We start from the raw sequence: 20249 nt of genomic DNA on the forward strand, positions 1-20249 counted from the left end.
CCAAGAGATGTTATCGATCAGCCGCGAGTACGCTTGGGCAGTACATCCTTGAGCTTGGCGTGCATGCTGCGCAAGGTAGTTTCAGTGCTGGCCCAGTCGATGCAGGCATCGGTAATGGAGACACCGTACTGCAAGTCTTCGAGGTTTTTAGGAATGGCCTGGCAGCCCCAGTTCAGATTGCTTTCGACCATCAGGCCGATAATCGACTGGTTGCCTTCGACGATCTGGTTGGCCACGTTGTCCATCACCAGCGGTTGCAGGGCCGGATCCTTGTTGGAGTTGGCGTGGCTACAGTCGACCATGATGTTCGGGGTGATTTTTGCCTTGTTCAGTGCTTGTTCGCACAAGGCCACGCTGACCGAATCATAGTTCGGCTTGCCGTTGCCGCCGCGCAAGACGACGTGCCCGTAAGCGTTGCCCTTGGTGGTAACGATCGACACGCCACCTTCCTGGTTGATACCCAGGAAGCGGTGGGGGCTGGAAACCGACTGCAGTGCGTTGATTGCAACTGTCAGGCCGCCATCGGTGCCGTTCTTGAAGCCCACGGCCGAGGACAGGCCGGAAGCCATTTCGCGGTGAGTCTGCGACTCGGTGGTACGCGCGCCGATGGCTGACCAGCTGATGAGGTCCTGCAGGTACTGCGGTGAAATCGGATCAAGGGCTTCGGTTGCGGTTGGCAGGCCCATTTCGGCCAGGTCCAGCAGCAATTTGCGACCGATATGCAGGCCGTCTTCGATCTTGAACGAGTCATCCAGATACGGGTCGTTGATCAGGCCTTTCCAGCCGACCGTTGTCCGTGGTTTTTCGAAATAGACGCGCATCACCAGATACAGGGTGTCGCTGACTTCTGCGGCCAGCACCTTGAGGCGCTCGGCATACTCGTGGGCAGCCTTGATATCGTGAATCGAGCAAGGCCCGATGACAACAAACAGTCGATGGTCTGTGCCATCCAGGATGTTGCGAATTACCTCACGCCCTTTGGTCACAGTCTGCAGCGCCGTTGCACGCAAAGGCATCTCGCGTTTGAGCTGTTCAGGTGTGATCAGGGTTTCGTTGGAGGCAACGTTTAGGTCGTCAATCGGTAAATCAGCCATCGTGTTACTCGTCAGGTCACGGGTGCCGGCCGCCAGCGATCCCCGAGCGGCGGAGCACAGCATGATTGAGCGCACCGGGGAGCCGAACCTTAACGCGTTATCCGCTTATTCGACAATGGGCATCCGCAGCTTTAATCCTGTGCTGTGCGGGCAAGCGCGCGATCGAGTGTGGCCTGGGAGAACTCCACGGCGTGCCGGCTGACCCACTCCAGGGCCAGGGTCTCGATATTTTCAAGGGGCAGGCTCTGTGGATGCTGGAGGCGGTAATAGTGCTCGATCTGGCACACCTGTTCGCCCATGCGCGCACCAAACAGTGTCTGCTCATCGGTAAAAACGACGCCGACCCGATAACCTGCAGGCTGTTTCTCGCACCAGGCTATATAGCCCGGGTAGCGTGCGGTTTCACCGAGGGTAGGCATGCACATGTCTACGGCCGTGCCCCGGCGCCAGCCTCTGTCGCTATTGCATGACACGCCGCCGAGGCTGATAGAGTGCAGCTTCTGGCGTGAAAGAGAAGGTTGTTCGCGGGGTGTTATCTCAACAGGAACATCATCCGGGTGAGGTAAGAAACGACCCATGTATGCACACTCCCAGTGCCAGCACTTTGATATTGTTTTCGTGAGTATAGTGATTGAAATGGAACTGACTGACTTTGATGCGGATCAGCGTCTACTGGCGCTGCCCGGGACCTCGCTGGTGGTGTTTACCGGCGCCGGATGCTCGGCGTGTCGCACGGCGCGCAAAATGTTGCCCGAGATGCAGTTACCCATCGATCGACTGTGCTGGATTGACGCAGGTGACAATGGCGGTCTGGTCCAGCGATACGGGATTTTTCATCTGCCGAGCCTGTTCGTTGTGTGTGACGGGGCGTTTTATGGTGAATTGAAATCGCGTTTGAGCGAGGGTGAGCTGGCGCACCACATTCGCCTGGCTTTGCTGCTTGAGCCTGACGAGCTACCTTGAATCGGTGTTTCAAGCCGGACTGAACCTGTGGAGGCGACATGAGCAAAGGCTTAAAGGGCAAGCTGGTGCTGGCCATATCTTCCAGGGCGCTGTTCGATCTGAGCGTTAGCCACCAGGTGTATCTGGCGCAAGGCATCGAGGCTTACCGTCAGTATCAGATCGAGCATGAAGATGAGGTGCTGGAGCCGGGCGATGCATTCGCGCTGGTCAAAAAACTCCTCAGTTTTAACGCCAGCCTCGGCCATGAGCGGGTCGAGGTGGTACTGGTGTCGCGCAACAGTGCAGACACCGGGCTGCGGGTATTCAATTCTATCCAGCACTATGGCCTGGGTATCTCCCGGGCGGCATTTTCCGGTGGCCGCAACCCCCATGCGTATCTCAGTGCGTTTGGTTGTGACCTGTTTCTGTCGACCCATGCCCAGGATGTGCGCAGCGCGCTGGACGCCGGCTTTGCGGCGGCAACGATCCTTTCCGGAGGCGCGCGACGTGCCGAGAGCAACGAATTGCGTATCGCCTTCGACGGTGATGCGGTTTTGTTTTCCGATGAATCCGAACGGGTTTTCCAGTCCGGAGGCCTTGAGGCGTTTCAATCCCTGGAGCGTGAAGCGGCTCGCAGCCCGTTGCGTGGCGGACCGTTCAAGGGCTTCCTGGAGGCCTTGAACCTGTTGCAGCGCGAGTTCCCTGACGATACCTGCCCGATCCGTACCGCGCTGGTGACTGCGCGCTCGGCGCCCGCCCACGAGCGGGTGATCCGTACATTGCGCGATTGGGACATTCGTCTGGACGAATCCCTATTTCTCGGTGGTCTGGATAAATCCGCGTTTCTCGAGGCCTTTGCTGCCGATGTGTTTTTTGATGATCAGGCGGGTCATTGTGAAAGGGCGCGTCAAGTTGTCGCCACCGGCCATGTACCCCACGGCATAAGCAATGAGTCCAGGGACCTGGCCCCTGAGTAGGGGCAAGGTGTAAGTCATCGTGTGGCTCATCGTACTTGTCCGGGCGCTGCTAAGCTGACTCCATCTCGGCCCATTCAGGCAGTCGGGGAGGTCGCATGATTCGCTCGATACTGTATGCCACGGACCTCGGAATTTACGCTCCGGTTGTAATGCAGCATGCATTGGGGCTGGCCCACAGCTTCAATGCCGATTTGTATGTGGTGCATGTGGTTGAGCCCATGGGGCTGTTTGCCGAGTCGGTATTGCAAAGCTATCTCGATGAACAGGCTCTGAACGCACTGCACCAGCAGGGTATCAGCACCATGCTTGGCAATATTGAACACCGGATAGTTGATAGCCTGCGTGACGAATTGGCCGAGAGGCAGCAGGAGCTGGCCTTGATTCGCTCGGTCAAGGTGATTCAGGGGGAGCCTTCGCAAGTCATTCTGGAACAGTCGCAAATGCTTGCAGTGGATCTGCTGATTCTCGGCAGTCATGGCCAGCCATCGGGGGACATTACCCATCTAGGGCGCACAGCTGCCCGGGTTGTCGAGTTGGCGCAGATGCCGGTGTATCTGGTACCGCTGTTGCAGCGTCGCCGTCCCACAGACGGGTGAAGGTGTAGAGCAGAAAATTGATAAAAAAGTTCTAGATTTATTGTTCTTACCTTCCATATAGTTATATATCGCCGCCGATACCCTGGCGCCTATTTGCTTTGAGGGATGCATATGAAGCTTCAACAATTGCGCTACATCTGGGAAGTGGCGCACCACGACCTCAACGTTTCGGCCACCGCGCAGAGCCTTTACACCTCACAGCCGGGTATCAGCAAACAGATCCGCTTGCTTGAAGACGAGTTGGGCGTGGAGGTGTTTGCCCGCAGCGGTAAGCACCTGACCCGCGTGACGCCTGCTGGTGAACGCATCATCACCACCGCCGGCGAGATTTTGCGCAAGGTCGAAAGCATCAAGCAAATTGCCCAGGAATTTTCCAACGAGAAAAAAGGCACCCTGTCGATTGCCACAACCCACACTCAGGCGCGCTATGCATTGCCGCCGGTGATCAGCAATTTCATCAAGCAGTACCCGGATGTTGCCCTGCATATGCATCAGGGTTCGCCAATGCAAATTGCCGAGATGGCCGCCGACGGTACCGTCGACTTTGCAATTGCCACTGAGGCCCTGGAACTGTTCGGCGATCTGGTGATGATGCCTTGCTATCGCTGGAACCGCTGCGTAGTGGTGCCTCAGGGTCACCCGCTGGCCAAGTTGCCAAAGCTGACACTCGAAGCCCTGGCTGAATACCCGATCGTGACCTACGTATTTGGCTTCACCGGTCGTTCCAAACTCGACGAAGCATTCAGCCATCGCGGTTTGACTCCGAAAGTGGTGTTTACCGCCGCGGATGCTGACGTGATCAAAACCTACGTGCGTCTGGGCCTGGGTGTAGGCATCGTGGCCAAAATGGCCGTGGATGCCAATCTCGACAAGGATCTGGTGGTACTGGATGCCAGCGAACTGTTTGAGTCCAGCATCACCAAAATCGGCTTCCGCCGTGGTACGTTCCTGCGCGGTTTCATGTGCGACTTTATTGAAAAATTCGCGCCGCACCTGACCCGCGAAGTGATGGCCAAAGCCATCCAGTGCCATAACAAACAGGAACTGGAAGACCTGTTTGAAGGCGTTGAACTGCCGGTGCACTAAGACTGGCTGTAGCCGCTGCCCTGGCAGCGGCTACAGGCCCCCCCGATTTTATTGCTCTGCGTTGCGCGTGTGCCGGTACTGGCTCACGGCGTCATAGACCGCCTTGCGCAGGCGGTTGATGCCACCAATGGGCCGATGTTCTTCAATGCCATGCCAGGGGCTGAAGGACAGGTTGTCACAGGCCAGATTCTGCGCTGGCGTGTCGAAGTCCTGGGCAGGCACCTTGATCCTGGCCACCGTTTCGAAAGGTGCGTCTGACTCTTTCCATTCAATGCTGGTGTCTTCGATCGGCATGAAGCGGTTGGCATTCTGGCGCTGGATTTGCAGCACGAAACACGCCGGCACCCGGTCTGTGGACAACTGCTGGCTCAAGGCATTGCGCAGGAAGTTGGGCAGCTTCTGATTTTGCTCCGCCAGGGTGTAGGCCGGGCAGCTGTCAGGATCAGGTGCCACGCGGTATTTGGCATTGGCGCTGCCGAACTTGTAAGGCGAAACCGAAAAGTAGGTTGTTTGCGTCGGGCTGGCCGGGGCAGGCGCCAGGGTGGCCAGCGCGATAAACAAGTGGCGGACTTGCCAGCTGCGCGGGTCCCATGAAGGGAAGAATGCCATAGCCTTCTGACCATCGGCCTGGGCAGCTATGTTCTGACGATACTCGGCGACGTCGCTGACGAAGAAATTGGCATGGTTAAACATCACAAAGTCTTGTTCGGCCCGACCCTGCTGGCCGGGTAATAACTGAGCCCCCGGAACGTCCTGCAACTTGATCGCCATGCCCCGCGCATCGCGGATGCTGTCGAATTGCGGGTAAGCGTTGCCGTTGGACAGACGCATTACGGCTTGCCAGGTATGGCCCGGGGTGGCAAATACCCCTTGGCGCAATGCCGGCTCCAGGTCATCCAGTACCTGTACTTGCGCCTTGACGCAGCCATGGGCCTTGGCGTGGGCATCACGCAAATACCGGGTGTTCTCGCGGTGCTGGTCGACGATCTTGATCGCCGTGCGGATGGTGTCCTGAGTCATCGCCGCTTCACCAGCCGGGATCTGCTCCTGGGCCGCCACCGGGCCACGGTGCTGCCAGGCAAACCAGCCGGTGGCCAATGCCCAGCCGAGCAGTCCCAGGGTTATTACAATCAGCAGCAGCTTGCCCAGCCAGGAGCCGAGGCGAAGCCAGAGTGCGGTCAACATGCAGATATCCTTTTAGCAAAATCCTGGGGGCGTTGAAGGCCCTTCATTCGTTGGGTAACTGTTGTTCGAGCGGGCCACCGAGTACTTTCAGGTACTCCAGCAATGCCCAGCGCTCCTGGGGTTGCAGCAGGCGGCCGATTACCCCGTTACCACGGGGGCCGGCGCGGAACTCGTGACCGCTGTTGTGGTTGCCACTGATGCGGGTATCGAGCACAAATCCGCCGTCAAAGGCTTCCGTGCGATAGCCCAGGTGGCGGGGGTCGTACTCGAAACTGCCGCGATAGAAGGTTTCGGCGCGCTCTGACTGTGGCGAAAGCAACTGATACACCGTAGGCACCGAGCCATTGTGCAGGAACGGCGCCGTGGCCCAGATCCCGTCCAGCGGCCGTGCCTTGTAGGCGCGCAGTTCCATCACCCCGATCGGCAGGCCAAAGCCATTCAGACGGTCCTGTTCCTGCGGGCCGATGCCGGCCTCTTGGTAGGCATGTTTTTCAACAAAGGCGGTGACATAGGCCAGGCCTTTGGCCACCGACAGTTTGCCCAGGTCCAGCGGCGCATCGCTCTTGGGATACAGGTCCACATTCATGCTGGCCAGCTCGGCCGGGTCCCATTGCAGGGCGCGCAGGTCGTAACGATTGTCAGCGATGTTGTTGGCGGTATTGGGGTCGGTACCTATCACTTCTACAGGCAGCATTTTCAGTTGCTTGACCAGCCGGCCGTTCTCTTCAACTACGGCAGGCACATGGCAGCCGGCGCAATTTTCAGTGAACAGCGCACGCCCTTTGGCCGCCAGGGGGCGATCAATGGCGCCGAACAGTTCTTCGGGCCAGACCGGGGGCTTGAGCCTTTGCAGGGTTTGTTCGATCAGGTGCAAGTCTTGAACCCGCACACTCGATGGATAACGCGCATCGCCCTGCAGGGGCTGGCCGTGGTCATCAAAGAAGTTCAGGGTCGCGCCGACCCCCAGCGCTTCGCCGATATTACGTGCCATCGGTTGCTTGGCCGAGCCGTTCCACTGTACCCAGTCGAACGTCCACATGTCCCACAGGTGCGGGTAGTCCACTGGGGCGTTGGCCACCCGGTAGTTGTCGGGTGAAATCGCATCGCCGAAGCTGGCATTGGCAATCCGGCCGAAGGCATCGGTACGGCCCGGCCCCTCCAGGGTTGGATAGAGTCCGCGATGGGTGTCATTCCAGGCCACGGCCAGGAAGTTATCCAGCGACACCTTGAAGTCTTTGCGCAGTTGTTGGTGCTGCGCTGGGTACTGATCGCCCAGAACCTTGCGGGCGAAACGCTCGAATTTCCATGGGTTGTAGTAGGTGGCTGCGAGGCTGGCGACCAGCGCCTGGCCGAAGCTGCCGCCACGCAGGGTCGGAACGCTGGAGGGCAATACGTGTTGTGCGGGGGCACCATCGATGCGCAGGGCCTGGCCTTTGAAGCGCAGTTCACCGGTATGGCAGGCGGCGCAGGTGATATCCAGATATTGCACCTTGCTGCCCGGGTTTTGATGGCGGGTGAAACCCACTGGCAAGTTGCCGGGATTGGCGGCACTGGCTTGCTGTTGGGGATCGATCAAAAATCCGAAGCGGGCCAGATATTCGGGCGCGGCGAACGATTGTTTGGAAAAGGGCAGTTCAAGGGCGCTGAACCAGTCGTAATGCAGGCCTTTAACTTGCGTGCCCTGGGGCGTGTAGTAATAGGCTTGCCGGTCAGCCGGGCTCCATTGATCGAGGAAGTGCAGCTGCTGCGGGGCTTGGTAGGCAGGTAGTTTCGGGTTGGCGATGAAGTAAAGCACCAGGCCCAGACACAGCGCCAGTGCCACGAACAGCACTAGCAGAACACGGTAAAACAAACGCACAGTAACGCTCCTTGTAAAATTTTTCACAGTCTTATGCCTGAGCTGCTGTCTGGCAGCAAGCAGCCATGTAATCTCATGCCTATGATATGAGCGAGGTTTACAGCTTCTCTGATATGTAAGTAAAAGATACGGGAAATATGAATTGTGCCCGGACAGAGCTCAGGCCGTGAACTTATCCACGATTAGGCCCTCTCATGCCGGTAGCCATTGGTCGCGGCCGCCTGATAAGCTCGCGGCTTTACTCGATTGCCCATTTGGCGCATGAACAAGGAAAAAGCATGAAACAGCATAGGTTGGCGGCAGCTGTGGCCCTGGTAAGCCTGGTACTGGCGGGTTGTGATTCGCAGACCAGCGTAGAGCTGAAAACCCCGGCGCAAAAAGCCTCTTACGGCATCGGCCTGAACATGGGCAAAAGCCTGGCTCAAGAAGGCATGGACGATCTGGATTCCAAGGCAGTAGCCCTGGGTATCGAAGACGCCGTCGGCAAGAAAGATCAAAAGCTTAAAGATGACGAACTGATCGAAGCGTTTGCAGCCCTACAAAAACGTGCGGAAGAACGTCTGACCAAAATGAGTGAAGAAGCCTCTACTGCAGGCAAAAAATTCCTGGAAGAAAATGGCAAGAAAGCCGGTGTTGTAACTACCGCTTCGGGCCTGCAATACGAAGTGATCAAAAAAGCCGACGGCCCACAGCCTAAAGCTACCGACGTAGTGACTGTTCACTACGAAGGCAAGCTGATCGACGGCAAGGTTTTCGACAGCTCGGTTGAGCGTGGCAGCCCGATTGATCTGCCAGTGAGTGGCGTGATTCCGGGTTGGGTTGAAGGTCTGCAACTGATGCATGTTGGCGAGAAGTACAAGCTGTACATTCCTAGCGAGCTGGCTTACGGCGCGCAAAGCCCGAGCCCGGCGATCCCGGCCAACTCGGTGCTGGTATTCGATCTGGAACTGCTGGGTATCAAAGACCCTGCAAAGCCTGAGCAAAACGCAGCCCAGTAATCTGCTTTTGCCCGCACAACGCCCCGTCTCGACGGGGCGTTGTCGTTTCTGCAGTGCCATTGGCGATCCATGCCGGCCTGATCAGACAGCGACAAAATGTCCCAGATGCTTGCTGGCTAGTGGTTGCTGACCGCCAAGTCAATGAATTTATGGGATTTTTTATGTGTGTAAAAAATGCCCGATCTGAGCGCAGCCCTTATAGAACGTGGCTTTCAGCCGTGAAAATCAGCTCTGTTCACAAGGTTATCCACAATTTGTGTGGATAACATTTGCCGGCTATCCCCAGGTTTTCGCCTGTCTTGCATGAATTCGCTCCTCCAGATCAAAAACCCCAGAGACCTTGGCGGCTGTTAGGATTAAGCTTCTAAGGAAAGTTCCGACTCGATTTACAAAGAAGTCTGACGGGGTTTGGTAAATGGATGTCCAAGTAATCAAGCTTAATGGCGAACCTGAATACGCAGTCCTGCCATGGGCAAGCTATCAGGCGCTACTCAAAGCCGCAGGTCTCGATGATCAGGCGGCCCCCCCTACGGCACTACAAACACCTGAGACCGAATCACAGCCACCTGAACCCGATCAGGTGTTGCCCGGGCTCGATCAGTTGCGTGGTCTTCGCGAGAGCAAGGGCCTGGCCCTTGAAGTCCTGGCCCGCACTGTAGGCATTAGCCCTTCCTATCTGGTAATGATTGAAACCGGTGAGCGTCTGCCTGATCTCGCCATTCGTCGCAGCTTGGCCTGGGAGATGGGTGTTCCGGGCTGGAGGGAAACATCATGAATGTACGCATCAGTCGTCAACACTGGGATGGGTTACTGGCTGAGCTTGATAAAGCACGTCAACAACGCCACTTGCTGACTTACCGTGCATTGCTGGAGCGTTTGCAGTTACCGAGCCCGGCGATGTTGACGCTGACTGCCGCCCTTGAACATCTGGCGGCAATGGATGCCAAGGCTGATCAGCCGTTACGCAGTTCACTGGTGATCAGCCAGGGTGCCAGTCGTTTGCCCCGCACCGGTTTTTTTGAGTGCGTGGAGCGCCTGGGTCGCTTTGCCGGGCCGCCGGATGGTGTTGCTGCCGCGTCGTGGCACGCGTCTGAAGTGGTTCGAGTGTTTGAATACACTTACGAACATGAGGAGGCCTGAGTGCTAGGTCGGCTCAAGGCACGTCTGGGCTACGGGGTTGCCCGCAAGTTGTTCCACCAGTCCTGGTGTGTGCGTCAGCCGCGCATCTGGGGCTGGATGGAGGGGCAGTTTGCACGGATGTCCAACCTGGGGGATACCGGGGCTCAAAGCTTCTATGGCCATATCCTGGCTTTTCGCGGCCAGGGGCTGGGGGCTCGAGAGGAGGGCGTGCGCTTGTTGCGCCTGGCGGCTCAGGGCGGTGATGCCAAGGCGGCGTACCAGCTAGGGGTGTTCAGCCTGGCGGGTACCACCGCTAACCGCCCGGATGCATCAGAAGCGGCGCGCTGGTGGGCGATGGCGGCCAAGGCCGGGCATCCACTGGCCACCCTTAAACTGGCTGAGTTGTATCAGCGGGGTGGGCCTGGTTTATTGCCTGATCCGCAACTGGCCAGGCACTACCAGCCTTAGGGTATATTTTTGCCAATAAAAAGGGCGGGCCGTGTTATGCGGTCCGCCCTTTTTACATCGTTGTCCCCGCCCTGCAGGAGCTCGCTCCTGCAGCTGTGTGGCGGGTTTTATTTCTTGGCTACCTGCGAGCTGAGCTTGAGGTAGTCCAGCAGAATCCGCCCGGTCTCACTCAGGTAGGCGTCGTCTTCCGGTTTGGTCTTTTCAGGTTCAACCGGCAGTGCATCTTCGTCTTCTTTCTTCATTTCCTTGAGTGGCGCTTCGCCTTTGGCCTTGCGACGGGCGTTCTCCATCACCAGCTGCTTGGCATCGATATCGGCGTGCTGGGCACGACGTTCGGCTTCGTTCAGGCTGACGGTTTTCTCGGCCATCAATTTATCGGCCAGGGCCAGCTTGTCGCGAATGAAGATGAACTCGGCATCTTTGGCCACCCGTGCATCGTGCTCGGCTTTGAGCTGATCAATGTAGGGTTTGAACGGGTCAACAGCCGGCTTGATGGCAGGACGAATGGTGTCCCACGGCATCGCTTCAGGCAGAGCGCTTTCGCCAATTTCCTTGGTGTCGATTATCGACGGGAAGGCCACGTCAGGCAGTACCCCCTGATGCTGGGTGCTCTGGCCGGAAACCCGGTAGAACTTGGCCAGGGTCAGTTTCAGCTCGCCATGGTTCAGCGGCTGGATGGTTTGCACCGTCCCTTTGCCGAATGTTTGACCGCCGATAATCAGCGCACGATGGTAGTCCTGCATGGCACCGGCGAAAATCTCCGAGGCCGAAGCCGACAGGCGATTGACCAGCAACGCCATAGGGCCTTTGTAGAAGGCGCCCGGATTTTCGTCTTCAAGGACGTCCACCTTGCCGTCGGCATTACGCACCAGCACCGTTGGCCCTTTGTCGATAAACAGGCTGGTCAGCTCGGTAGCTTCCTGCAGCGAACCACCGCCGTTGTTGCGCAGGTCGATGATCACGCCATCGACTTTTTCTTTCTGCAACTCGGTCAGCAGTTTTTTAACGTCGCGGGTGGTGCTCTTGTAGTTCGGGTCGCCCGCACGGAAGGCTTTGAAGTCCAGGTAGAAGGCTGGAATTTCAATGACCCCCAGCTTGTAGTTCTTGCCATCCTGCTTGAGGTTCAGGATCGACTTTTTCGCCGCCTGCTCTTCAAGTTTCACCGCTTCGCGGGTAATGGACACAATCTTGCTGGTCTGGTCATTTGGCGCGTTGCTCGCCGGAATCACTTCCAGGCGGACCACGGAGCCTTTAGGGCCACGAATCAGTTTGACCACTTCGTCCAGGCGCCAGCCAATGACGTCGACCATCTCTTTATCGCCTTGGGCGACACCGATGATCTTGTCGGCCGGAGCCACCTGCTTGGTTTTGTCGGCAGGGCCCGCGGGCACCAGACGCACGATTTTCACCTGGTCGTTATCGCTCTGCAACACGGCGCCAATGCCTTCCAGCGACAGGCTCATGTTGATGTCGAAGTTTTCCGCGTTATCCGGTGACAGATAGTTGGTGTGCGGATCGTAAGACATGGCGAAGGTGTTGATGTAGGCCTGGAAGATGTCTTCACTGCGGGTCTGATCCAGGCGCGACAGCTGGTTCTTGTAGCGCTTGGTCAGCAGTTCCTGAATTTTCGCAGGCTCTTTGCCGGCGATCTTCAGGCGCAGGACTTCGTCCTTGATGCGTTTGCGCCACAGGTCATCGAGCTCGGCTTCGGTCTTGAGCCATGGAGCGTCCTTGCGGTCGATCTGCAAGGTTTCCTTGGCGTTGAAGTCGAACGAATCAACACCCTTGTTCAGCTCGGCAAGTGCGAAGTCCAGACGCGATTTAACACGATCCAGGTAGCGCTTGTAGATGATGAAGCCGGGGTTCAGGTCGCCGCTTTTGAGGAAGTCGTCAAACTGGAATTTCCATTTGTCGAACTCGGTAATATCGCTGGCCAGGAAGTAACTGCGTGAAGGGTCGAGCAGCTTCAGATAGCTGTCATAGATAATCGCGGAACGCGCATCATCCAGAGGCGGCTTGCTGTAATGATGGCGTTTGAGCAGCTCAACGACGTTAAGACTGGCAATTACCTCATCACGATCGGGCTGAAGGTTATCCCAACTGTTAGCGGCGAACGTATTGGCCGAAAACGGCAATACGCCCAGGCCAATGAATAGGGCAAGTGCGGTGCTAGGGAATAAATGCTTCATGCTGATTCGACGCGGGGGCAATTGATAACGCATATTAGGCCGTCTTTGAAGTCGCCGGTTCCGTTAAGGACCGGCCGCATAATGCAAGAAGCCCGGTGCAACAGCGCCGGGCTCAGTCCAGACTCACTATGGAGGCACTGTGAAAGCATTGCAAGGCGTTGAAGGTCAAGTGAAGTGGGTTGAAGAGCCAAGCCCCACCTGTGATGTAGGGCAAATTCGGATTCGCGTGGCGGCAGCGGGCCTCAATCGGGCCGACTTGCTGCAAAGCGCGGGGATGTATCCGCCGCCGCCTGGCGCCAGTCAGTTTCTGGGCCTTGAGTGTTCGGGGGTGGTCAGTGAAGTTGGCCCCGGTTCTTCGTGGCAAGTCGGTGACCGGGTTTGTGCCCTGTTGGCCGGCGGCGGCATGGCCCAGGAAGTGGTCGTGGATGCCCGTCACGCCCTGCCGGTGCCTGAAGGATTGTCACTGGCGCAGGCGGCAGCATTGCCTGAGGTGTACAGCACTGCGTGGCTGAACCTGTTTCAACTGGCGGGTCTCAAGCCGGGAGAGAAAGTGTTATTGCACGCCGGTGCGAGTGGTGTTGGTTCAGCGGCCATTCAGCTGTGCAAGGCGTTTGGCAGCCCGTGCTGGGTGAGCGTCGGTTCCGCTGAGCGACTGGCCTACTGCGAGGCGCTGGGAGCCCAGGGCGGTGTGCTTCGGGCCGATGGGCTTGAGGGGTTGAAAGCCTTTGGGCCGTTCGATGTGGTACTGGACCCGGTGGGTGCCAACTACGCCGAATCCAACCTCAAACTGCTGGCCCTGGACGGACGCTGGGTGCTGATCGGTTTGATGGGCGGTCGCAAGGCCGAGCTGGATCTGGCCCTGGCGCTGGGCAAACGCATCCAGTTGCTGGGTTCGACCCTGCGCACTCGAGACGATCAGTTCAAGGCTGACTTGCTCAGCGATCTGAACCAGCAGGTATGGCCATTGTTTAGCGAAGGTCGTCTAAGCCCGCAATTGGCCAGGGCTTACCCGATGGAGGAGGCCCAGCAGGCGTATGCCGAATTGGCCAGCAATCAGGTATCGGGCAAGCTGGTGGTGGTCATAGACCCGAGTCTGATCTAAACCGCCTTTTCTTCTCTGCAGGAGCGAGCTGCTCAAAACGCCCACGAAGAGCCCGTGGGCACGCTCGCTCCTGCAGGAGGGAGGGTTATTTCCAGTGATGGACCGGCCACCCGGCCTCTTCTGCATGTGCCCGTAGCACCGGGTCGGGGTTGACCGCGTGCGGGTGATCGACCTTGAGCAACAGCGGCAAGTCGTTGCGTGAATCGGAGTAGAAGCTCGCGCCTTCGAGGTTTTCTTCTTCGGCGTCCAGCCATTCAAGCAAGCGGGTGATCTTGCCTTCGCGGTAAGTCAGGGTGCCCAGGGTTTTGCCCGTATAGATGCCACCCTTTACTTCAAGCTCGATCCCGAGCACTTCATCGATTCCCAGCCGCTCGGCAATGGGTTTGACCAGGTGTGTGCCCGAGGCCGAGATCACCAGAATCCGGTCACCGGCCTTGCGATGAGCAGCAATGGTTTTAGTTGCGTCGCTGAAGATGATCGGCTCGATGTAGTCCTCAACCCAGGGCCCGACCAAGTGCGCGACTTCTTCGGGAGTGCGACCTATCAACGGCTCCAGGCTAAAGTCCATGAAGTCCTCCATCGCCAGTTTGCCCTGGCCATAGGCCTCCATCAGTTGGTTGTTGCGCTGCATGAACGACTGCGGATCGACCCAGCCCAGGCGGCCCATCTGCTCGCTCCACAAGGTGGCGCAGTCGCCGTGAATCAGGGTTTCGTCCAGATCAAAAATTGCCAGGGCCATCAGCGCAACTCTCTCTTCAATGTGTTTAAAGGCATCAGGCTACCTCACAAAGGGTGCTGCTATCGATGGACAATGCCACGCGCTGACCATCCGGATACAGATCTGCGGGAGAGCGGTTGAGCACGTCAACGATCAATTCCACGCCACGGACCTCTACGCGATAGCGAATCACATTGCCCAACAGGCTGTGGTTGCGGATAAGGGTGTCTGCCTCGCCTTGCAGGCTCAGGCCCAGGGTTTCCGGGCGTATGGCGATGCGGCTGTTGACCGGACGCTGCAGCAGGCGGCTGGCAGTGTCGGCGTCCAGCAGGTTGTAGTTGCCGATAAACCCGGCGGCGAATACATCCACCGGCGCGGCGTACAGGGTTTGCGCATTGCCGCTCTGCACAATGCGCCCCTGGTTCATCAAAAAGATGCGGTCACTCATGACCAGCGCTTCTTCCTGGTCGTGGGTGACGAAAATGGTGGTCAGCCCCAGCTCGCGCTGAATGTTGCGGATCTGCTCACGCAGGTGCTTGCGAATACGAGCGTCCAGCGCCGACAGCGGCTCATCCAGCAGCAACAGGCGAGGGCGGGTGACCAGCGATCGGGCCAGGGCCACACGCTGGCACTGGCCGCCTGACAGCTGATGGGGATAGCGCTTGGCGAAGTCATTGAGCTCCACCAGTTGCAACACCTCGGCCACGCGTTTGTGGCTGTCATCGGGTTTGACTTTTTGCATGCGCAAGCCAAACGCCACGTTTTGCTCGACGGTCATGTTGGGGAACAGGGCATAACTCTGGAACACCATGCCGATCCCGCGCTTTTGCGGGCTCAGCGGCACAATGTCCTCGCCATCGAGGAGGATCCGGCCGCCGTCCACCGGGGTAAGCCCGGCGATGCAGCGCAGCAGCGTGGACTTGCCGCAGCCCGAGGGGCCGAGCAGGGTGACGAACTCGCCTTTGGCGATGCTGCAATTGATATCGCTGAAGACCGGGGTGCCGGAATAGGATTTCTGCAGGTGTTCAACGCTGACGAAGCTCATTGGCTTTTGTCCTTGTTCAGGAAGGTGGCAACCCAGGTCAGCACCAGTACAAAGAGGAAGTAGGAGATCACCAGCGCACTGGTGAAGTGACCACTGCTGTTACGCATGTTGTTCAGGAACACCTGCAGGGTTTCGTAGCGGGTGCCCACCAGAATATTGGCAAACACAAACTCGCCGAACAGGAACGAGAACGACAGCAGCAGGGCCACCATCAGGCCTTTACGCAAGTTGGGCAGAACCACCAGGAAGGCGGCCTGCCAGGTGCTGGCGCCGAGCAGTTGGGCGGCATCCATCAGGTCGCGCAGATTAATCGCCTGCAGGTTGTTGGTGATTGCCCGGTACATGAACGGCAGCGCCACGGTGAAGTAGCAGCCAATCAGAATCCACGGCGTACCGACCATGGCGAGCGGGCCCGAGCCATAGAGTTGCAGCAGGCCCACCGATGACACCACCGGTGGTACGGCGAACGGCAGCAGGATCAGGATGTTCATCAGCGCGTCGAGTTTGGGGAAGTGGTAATGCACCACAAACAGCAACGGCAAAATCAGGATCACCGACAGCACCAGCGCTGCCACGCAGACCAGCAGTGACTGGCCGAAGGCCGCCAGAAAACGCGGATCGCCCCATAGCTGGTTGTACCACTTGAAGGTGAAACCGCTGGGCAATACGGTCGCCGACCAACTGCTGGCGATGGAGTAAATCAGGGTGCCGGCCAGCGGCAGGATCAGAATGAGCAGCAGCACATACACCACGCTGCGGTGGTAAAGGCTGGCCGGGGCGGATTCAGCGCGCGACATGGTAGCTCCTCTTTAACAGCCACTGATGCACCAGGGTTACCAGAGTCATCAACCCCACCAGAATCACCGCCAGGGCGCTGGCCATGTTGGGATCAAGGCTGATGTCGCCCGAGACCATTGCCGCAATCCGGATTGGCAATACGTTGAAGTTGCCGGTGGTCAGGGCGTAGACCGTGGCATAGGCGCCAAGGGCGTTGGCCAGCAGAATGACAAAGGTGCCGAGCAGGGCCGGAGTCAGTACCGGCAGGCCGATATGCCGCCAGAATTGCCAGCTGCTGGCGCCCAGCAATGAAGCCGATTCGCGCCAGTCTTCGCGCAGGGCATCAAACGCCGGATACAGCAGCAATACGCCGAGGGGGATCTGGAAATAGGTGTACAGAATGATCAGGCCGGTTTTGGAATAGAGGTTGAAATCCTCGATGATCCCCGCCTGTTTGAGCATGATCGTTATGCTGCCGTTGAAGCCCAGCAAAATGATGAATGCGAAAGCCAGCGGCACCCCTGAAAAGTTGCTGGTCATGTTGGCGAATGCGTTGACGAAGTTGCGCAGCCGCGAGTCCACCTTGCGCAGCGAGTAACTGCCCAGAACGGCGATCACGATGCCGAACAGGCTGGACCAGAAACTGATTTCCAGACTGTGCTGGATGGCTTGCAAGTAGAACTTCGAGTTGAAAATCTTGTTGAAGTTGGCCAGGCCCCAGCCGCTGTCCTGCGATTGCACGCTGTGAATCAGTACCCACAGCAGCGGAGCGATTTGAAATACGAAAAAAAATACTGCGAAGGGTACCAAGCACAACAGCGCCAGCCATTTACCCCGGCTCATGTTGTGGGCCTCAGCAAGTCGCGGCAGACCGGTTTGTCATGGGCAACCCCCAGCAGTTCGCAGATGGTGCCGCACAGCTCTGTCTGCCCGGGCGTGACATCCGGGTTCAGGCTGAACGCCTCGCCGAGCACGAACAGCGGTACCTCCCGCTCTTCGGGCAAGATGCCGTTGTGCGAGCGGTCGTTGTTCATGCCATGGTCGGCGGTGACCAGTACCTGATAGCCGGCCTCAAGCCAGCCTTGCAGGTAGTCGGCCAGAATGATGTCGGCCGAGCGGGCACTGTTACGGTATTGCGGGGTGTCGAGACCGTGCTTGTGCCCGGCGTCGTCGATATTCATGGGGTGGACCAGCAGAAAATTCGGTGAACACTCAAGACGCAGGCTTTCAGCGTCGGCGAACAGGTGGGAGTCGGGGTAATGGTCGCTCCAGTAGAAATGCCCGTGCTGGATCGGCAAATCGGCGCCCCGGGTATGACGGTCGCGCGCGATCACGAAGGGCGAGCGGTTATACAGTTCACTGACCCAGTGATAGGCCGCCGCTGCGGTGGTCAGTCCACCTTCACGGGCGTAATGGAACACGCTGCGTTGACTGGACAGGCGCGACACATTGTTGTGCACGATGCCGCTTGCAATGGGTGGCACCCCGGTGAGGATGCACTCATAGAGCGGCCGCGACAGAGCAGGCAGTTCGCAGGTGAGTTTATAAAGGGCGGCGCGTCCTGCCCCGACATAGGCCTGTAAATGCCCCATGGCCAGGCGGGCGACCTCATAGTTCAGGCCGTCGAGTACAACCAGGATGACGTTGTGTTTCATGTACGACGACTCCACAAAACCTGTAGGAGCGAGCTTGCTCGCGAGCTTTACGTTGTTGCGTTGAAAGAGCTCGTGAGCAAGCTCGCTCCTGCACAGATCAAAGCTGCAGGGTTACTGCATATTGATAATGACTTCTTCCTGCCACTGCTGTGGCAGCGCCTTGGAGGTTTTTTCCCATGCGGCGGGGTCTTTGATCGGGGTCACGGTTTTGTACTGCTCGTTAGGCAGCAACTTGGCCTGGACCTCAGCCGGCAGCTTCAGGTGCTCGGCGCGAATCGGCCGTGCATTGCCCCGCGCCAGATTGGTCTGGCCGGCATCGCTGAAAATGAATTCCCGGGTCAGCTTGGCGGCATTCGGATGCTTGGCGTACTTGTTGATGATGGTGGTGTAGCCGGAAATTACCGAGCCATCAGAAGGGATCAGCACAATGTAGTCATCCGGCTTGACCATCTTGTCGCGGTAGCTCAGACCGTTGAAGTCCCAGACCACGCCCACTTCCACTTCGCCTTTCTCCATGGTGGCGATGGTCGGGTTGGCCAGCGACAGGCGACCTTGCTTGGCAATGTCGGCAAACATCAGCAAGGCAGGCTGAATGTTTTTTTCATCCCCGCCGTTGGCCAGGGCTGCAGCCAGTACACCGTTTGCCGCCTGGGCTGCGGTGCTGACGTCACCGATGGAGACTTTGTATTTGCCGGTCTTCAGGTCGGACCACTTGGTGGGGGCTTCGGAGCCATGCAGCAGTTTTTTGTTGATGATGAACGCGATGGTGCCGGTATACGCCAGGGCCCAGTTGCCGTCCTTGTCCTTGGCCCACTCGGGGATCTGCTCCCAGGTAGTCGGCTTGTACGGCTGGGTCACGCCCTTGGCCACGGCAATGGGGCCGAAGGCAGCGCCGACGTCACCGATATCGGCGCTGGCATTGTCTTTTTCAGCATCGAACTTGGCCACTTCCTGGGCCGAACTCATGTCGGTGTCGATATGCTTGAGGCCATACAGCTTGTTCAGGTCAGCCCAAGTGCCTTTCCAGTTGGCCCAGTCATCGGGCATGCCGACACTGTTGACTGCCCCTTCGGCCCTGGCAGCGGCTTCGAGGGTTTTCAAGTCCACATCGCCAGCCATGGCCGAAGTGCATAGGGCGATGCTGGTGCCTAACAGTGATGCCAGGAAAAACTGTTTCATCCGAAGCTCCTTGGGCGTTTTCAACGCTGGGTTTTATTGCTCTTTTGCGGTGGGTTGGTCTAGGTCAGCAATACCTGAGCCAAGTTAAGGGGCAGTCATGACACTTTGATGTCGGCATTGATTGTGCAACTCGATTTAATGGCCCTTCCTGAGGCACCGGCTTAGCGTAGACCATGGCTAAAGCCCCGGATGGTATGGCCTTGGCGGATAAACTGAAGGTGAGTGTCATCCAACAGTCATCTGCACTGCCTAGGCTGCTAGCTTCAAGAGTTGATGGTTTCGCAGGCCAAGCCTGCCCACATTTGGTGCTGGACTAGTCCAGATAGGTAACATTGATGCGAGAGGGTGCACCCAAAGCGGTGACAGCGATCGGCCGCGCGCTGCAAGAGCAAATTGAACACGGCCTGCTGGCGTGTGGCAGCCAGCTGCCGGCGGAGCGCAAACTCAGTGAGTTGTTTGCCACCACCCGGGTCACCGTGCGCGAGGCGTTGTTACAGCTCGAATCCCAGGGCCTGGTCTATCGTGAGGAACGGCGTGGCTGGTTTGTGTCGCCGCCGCGCCTGGCCTACAACCTTATGCAGCGCAGTCACTTTCACGCCATGGTCAGTGCCCAGGGCAGGGTGCCGACCACCGAGGTGATTTCGGCGCGTTTGCAGCCGGCTTCTGCTGCGGTGTGTGAGCGCCTGCAACTGCCGGCGCTGTCCAGCGTGATCCGCATATGTCGGGGGCGGCGGATTGATGGTCGCCTGGTGTTGTATGTAGAGCACTACCTGAACCCGCAATACTTCCCGCAGATCCTGGCGTATGACCTCACGCAGTCGATCACCGAGCTGTATGCCCGGCATTACGACTTGCATTACGGTCGGGTGCGATTTGAGATAGTGCCCACCGCATTGCCGCTGGAAGCTGCGGCCACGCTCAAAGTATCTGCGGGCAGTCCGGGCCTGAGAATTGCCCGGATCAATTACGACCAGCACGAGCGTCTGATCGACTGCGATCTGGAGTACTGGCGACATGATGCAATTCATATCGGAGTGGACGTCGCCGAACGTTGAACCCCGAATGAGCTTGCCTCGCGATGGCAACCGCTGAATCCCATCGCTGGCAAGCCAGCTCCCACAGGATCTGCAAGCGACGCCCCGCACTCTGCAGGAGCGAGCTTGTCTCGCGATGGCAACCGCTGAATCCCATCGCTGGCAAGCCAGCTCCCACAGGATCTGCAAGCGACACCCCGCGCTCTGCAGGAGCGAGCTTGTCTCGC

The 20249-nt window shown here is 58.1% G+C and carries 21 protein-coding genes; 10 read left to right on the plus strand and 11 right to left on the minus strand.

The genetic code is table 11. From position 1 onward, the window contains the following. Positions 1-17: 17 nt before the first annotated feature. The gene (locus JQ845_RS06920) at positions 18-1094 is read right to left on the minus strand and encodes a 3-deoxy-7-phosphoheptulonate synthase (RefSeq protein WP_003446834.1); all 1077 of its coding nucleotides are present in this window, start codon (positions 1092-1094) and stop codon (positions 18-20) included. Between the two features lie 131 nt (positions 1095-1225). Further along, positions 1226-1672, minus strand: a complete 447-nt coding sequence (locus JQ845_RS06925) for a PilZ domain-containing protein (protein ID WP_029612824.1) — start codon at positions 1670-1672, stop codon at positions 1226-1228. Between JQ845_RS06925 and JQ845_RS06930 the strand changes: the two genes are divergently transcribed. From JQ845_RS06930 to cysB, 4 genes are all read left to right on the plus strand, one after another. After that, positions 1671-2057 (plus strand): thioredoxin family protein, encoded by a 387-nt coding sequence (locus JQ845_RS06930; protein ID WP_003446838.1) that lies wholly within the window; start codon positions 1671-1673, stop codon positions 2055-2057. The genes JQ845_RS06925 and JQ845_RS06930 overlap by 2 nt on opposite strands. 38 nt (positions 2058-2095) lie before the next feature. Next, positions 2096-3013, plus strand: a complete 918-nt coding sequence (locus JQ845_RS06935) for a 5'-nucleotidase (protein ID WP_003446840.1) — start codon at positions 2096-2098, stop codon at positions 3011-3013. Positions 3014-3108: 95 nt separating this feature from the next. Continuing rightward, positions 3109-3609: a universal stress protein gene (locus tag JQ845_RS06940; RefSeq protein ID WP_003446842.1), complete on the plus strand. Its 501-nt coding sequence runs from the start codon at positions 3109-3111 to the stop codon at positions 3607-3609. Positions 3610-3720: 111 nt separating this feature from the next. Continuing rightward, a complete protein-coding gene (gene cysB, locus JQ845_RS06945; RefSeq protein ID WP_003446844.1) occupies positions 3721-4695 on the plus strand; it encodes an HTH-type transcriptional regulator CysB in 975 nt (324 codons plus the stop codon). A 48-nt stretch (positions 4696-4743) separates the two neighbouring features. Here cysB and JQ845_RS06950 read toward each other — a convergent pair whose 3' ends face one another. Beyond that, positions 4744-5880: a catalase family protein gene (locus JQ845_RS06950; protein WP_003446846.1), complete on the minus strand. Its 1137-nt coding sequence runs from the start codon at positions 5878-5880 to the stop codon at positions 4744-4746. A 43-nt stretch (positions 5881-5923) separates the two neighbouring features. Continuing rightward, entirely contained in the window at positions 5924-7738 is a 1815-nt protein-coding gene (locus JQ845_RS06955) for a di-heme-cytochrome C peroxidase (RefSeq protein WP_127195888.1), read from the minus strand. Between the two features lie 278 nt (positions 7739-8016). On the opposite strand from JQ845_RS06955, the gene JQ845_RS06960 reads away from it, so the two are divergent. The 4 genes from JQ845_RS06960 to JQ845_RS06975 all read left to right on the plus strand — a co-directional run bounded on the left by JQ845_RS06960 (position 8017) and on the right by JQ845_RS06975 (position 10323). Next, positions 8017-8736 (plus strand): FKBP-type peptidyl-prolyl cis-trans isomerase, encoded by a 720-nt coding sequence (locus JQ845_RS06960; protein WP_010656991.1) that lies wholly within the window; start codon positions 8017-8019, stop codon positions 8734-8736. A gap of 415 nt (positions 8737-9151) precedes the next feature. Further along, a complete protein-coding gene (locus JQ845_RS06965) occupies positions 9152-9511 on the plus strand; it encodes a helix-turn-helix domain-containing protein (protein WP_003446850.1) in 360 nt (119 codons plus the stop codon). Then, positions 9508-9876 (plus strand): hypothetical protein, encoded by a 369-nt coding sequence (locus JQ845_RS06970; RefSeq protein WP_003446852.1) that lies wholly within the window; start codon positions 9508-9510, stop codon positions 9874-9876. Before JQ845_RS06965 ends, JQ845_RS06970 begins: the two co-directional genes overlap by 4 nt. Beyond that, positions 9877-10323, plus strand: a complete 447-nt coding sequence (locus tag JQ845_RS06975; protein WP_161718341.1) for a tetratricopeptide repeat protein — start codon at positions 9877-9879, stop codon at positions 10321-10323. Between the two features lie 107 nt (positions 10324-10430). Here JQ845_RS06975 and JQ845_RS06980 read toward each other — a convergent pair whose 3' ends face one another. Then, complete coding sequence (locus tag JQ845_RS06980) at positions 10431-12512, minus strand: carboxy terminal-processing peptidase (RefSeq protein ID WP_177412934.1); 2082 nt, start codon at positions 12510-12512, stop codon at positions 10431-10433. A gap of 139 nt (positions 12513-12651) precedes the next feature. Between JQ845_RS06980 and JQ845_RS06985 the strand changes: the two genes are divergently transcribed. Beyond that, positions 12652-13614: an NAD(P)H-quinone oxidoreductase gene (locus JQ845_RS06985; RefSeq protein ID WP_203008805.1), complete on the plus strand. Its 963-nt coding sequence runs from the start codon at positions 12652-12654 to the stop codon at positions 13612-13614. Positions 13615-13699: 85 nt separating this feature from the next. Here JQ845_RS06985 and JQ845_RS06990 read toward each other — a convergent pair whose 3' ends face one another. From JQ845_RS06990 to JQ845_RS07015, 6 genes are all read right to left on the minus strand, one after another. Further along, complete coding sequence (locus tag JQ845_RS06990; protein WP_003446860.1) at positions 13700-14353, minus strand: HAD family hydrolase; 654 nt, start codon at positions 14351-14353, stop codon at positions 13700-13702. A gap of 34 nt (positions 14354-14387) precedes the next feature. Further along, positions 14388-15377, minus strand: coding sequence for an ABC transporter ATP-binding protein (locus tag JQ845_RS06995; protein WP_003446861.1), 990 nt, complete (start codon positions 15375-15377; stop codon positions 14388-14390). Further along, on the minus strand, positions 15374-16174 hold the full coding sequence (locus tag JQ845_RS07000) for an ABC transporter permease (RefSeq protein WP_003446863.1): 801 nt from the start codon (positions 16172-16174) through the stop codon (positions 15374-15376). The genes JQ845_RS06995 and JQ845_RS07000 overlap by 4 nt, the downstream gene beginning before the upstream one ends. Further along, on the minus strand, positions 16161-16997 hold the full coding sequence (locus tag JQ845_RS07005; protein ID WP_003446872.1) for an ABC transporter permease: 837 nt from the start codon (positions 16995-16997) through the stop codon (positions 16161-16163). The genes JQ845_RS07000 and JQ845_RS07005 overlap by 14 nt, the downstream gene beginning before the upstream one ends. Continuing rightward, the gene (locus tag JQ845_RS07010) at positions 16994-17809 is read right to left on the minus strand and encodes an alkaline phosphatase family protein (RefSeq protein ID WP_203008806.1); all 816 of its coding nucleotides are present in this window, start codon (positions 17807-17809) and stop codon (positions 16994-16996) included. The genes JQ845_RS07005 and JQ845_RS07010 overlap by 4 nt, the downstream gene beginning before the upstream one ends. 111 nt (positions 17810-17920) lie before the next feature. After that, positions 17921-18988, minus strand: coding sequence for an ABC transporter substrate-binding protein (locus tag JQ845_RS07015; protein ID WP_003446874.1), 1068 nt, complete (start codon positions 18986-18988; stop codon positions 17921-17923). A gap of 335 nt (positions 18989-19323) precedes the next feature. On the opposite strand from JQ845_RS07015, the gene JQ845_RS07020 reads away from it, so the two are divergent. Then, positions 19324-20043, plus strand: coding sequence for a UTRA domain-containing protein (locus JQ845_RS07020; protein ID WP_003446875.1), 720 nt, complete (start codon positions 19324-19326; stop codon positions 20041-20043). Positions 20044-20249: the final 206 nt, after the last annotated feature.

The sequence above is a fragment of the Pseudomonas paraversuta genome (genome assembly GCF_904063065.1).
GTDB classification, from domain to species: domain Bacteria; phylum Pseudomonadota; class Gammaproteobacteria; order Pseudomonadales; family Pseudomonadaceae; genus Aquipseudomonas; species Aquipseudomonas paraversuta.

Excerpts from the sequence above, each read along its gene's own strand:
- JQ845_RS06980 (WP_177412934.1), bottom strand. The coding sequence starts at position 12,512 with ATGAAGCATTTATTCCCTAGCACCGCACTTGCCCTATTCATTGGCCTG.
- JQ845_RS06990 (WP_003446860.1), bottom strand. The coding sequence starts at position 14,353 with ATGGCCCTGGCAATTTTTGATCTGGACGAAACCCTGATTCACGGCGAC.
- JQ845_RS06920 (WP_003446834.1), bottom strand. The coding sequence starts at position 1,094 with ATGGCTGATTTACCGATTGACGACCTAAACGTTGCCTCCAACGAAACC.
- JQ845_RS07010 (WP_203008806.1), bottom strand. The coding sequence starts at position 17,809 with ATGAAACACAACGTCATCCTGGTTGTACTCGACGGCCTGAACTATGAG.
- JQ845_RS06950 (WP_003446846.1), bottom strand. The coding sequence starts at position 5,880 with ATGTTGACCGCACTCTGGCTTCGCCTCGGCTCCTGGCTGGGCAAGCTG.
- JQ845_RS06925 (WP_029612824.1), bottom strand. The coding sequence starts at position 1,672 with ATGGGTCGTTTCTTACCTCACCCGGATGATGTTCCTGTTGAGATAACA.
- JQ845_RS07015 (WP_003446874.1), bottom strand. The coding sequence starts at position 18,988 with ATGAAACAGTTTTTCCTGGCATCACTGTTAGGCACCAGCATCGCCCTA.
- JQ845_RS07005 (WP_003446872.1), bottom strand. The coding sequence starts at position 16,997 with ATGAGCCGGGGTAAATGGCTGGCGCTGTTGTGCTTGGTACCCTTCGCA.
- JQ845_RS07000 (WP_003446863.1), bottom strand. The coding sequence starts at position 16,174 with ATGTCGCGCGCTGAATCCGCCCCGGCCAGCCTTTACCACCGCAGCGTG.
- JQ845_RS06935 (WP_003446840.1), top strand. The coding sequence starts at position 2,096 with ATGAGCAAAGGCTTAAAGGGCAAGCTGGTGCTGGCCATATCTTCCAGG.
- JQ845_RS07020 (WP_003446875.1), top strand. The coding sequence starts at position 19,324 with ATGCGAGAGGGTGCACCCAAAGCGGTGACAGCGATCGGCCGCGCGCTG.
- JQ845_RS06970 (WP_003446852.1), top strand. The coding sequence starts at position 9,508 with ATGAATGTACGCATCAGTCGTCAACACTGGGATGGGTTACTGGCTGAG.
- cysB (WP_003446844.1), top strand. The coding sequence starts at position 3,721 with ATGAAGCTTCAACAATTGCGCTACATCTGGGAAGTGGCGCACCACGAC.
- JQ845_RS06965 (WP_003446850.1), top strand. The coding sequence starts at position 9,152 with ATGGATGTCCAAGTAATCAAGCTTAATGGCGAACCTGAATACGCAGTC.
- JQ845_RS06940 (WP_003446842.1), top strand. The coding sequence starts at position 3,109 with ATGATTCGCTCGATACTGTATGCCACGGACCTCGGAATTTACGCTCCG.
- JQ845_RS06995 (WP_003446861.1), bottom strand. The coding sequence starts at position 15,377 with ATGAGCTTCGTCAGCGTTGAACACCTGCAGAAATCCTATTCCGGCACC.
- JQ845_RS06960 (WP_010656991.1), top strand. The coding sequence starts at position 8,017 with ATGAAACAGCATAGGTTGGCGGCAGCTGTGGCCCTGGTAAGCCTGGTA.
- JQ845_RS06930 (WP_003446838.1), top strand. The coding sequence starts at position 1,671 with ATGTATGCACACTCCCAGTGCCAGCACTTTGATATTGTTTTCGTGAGT.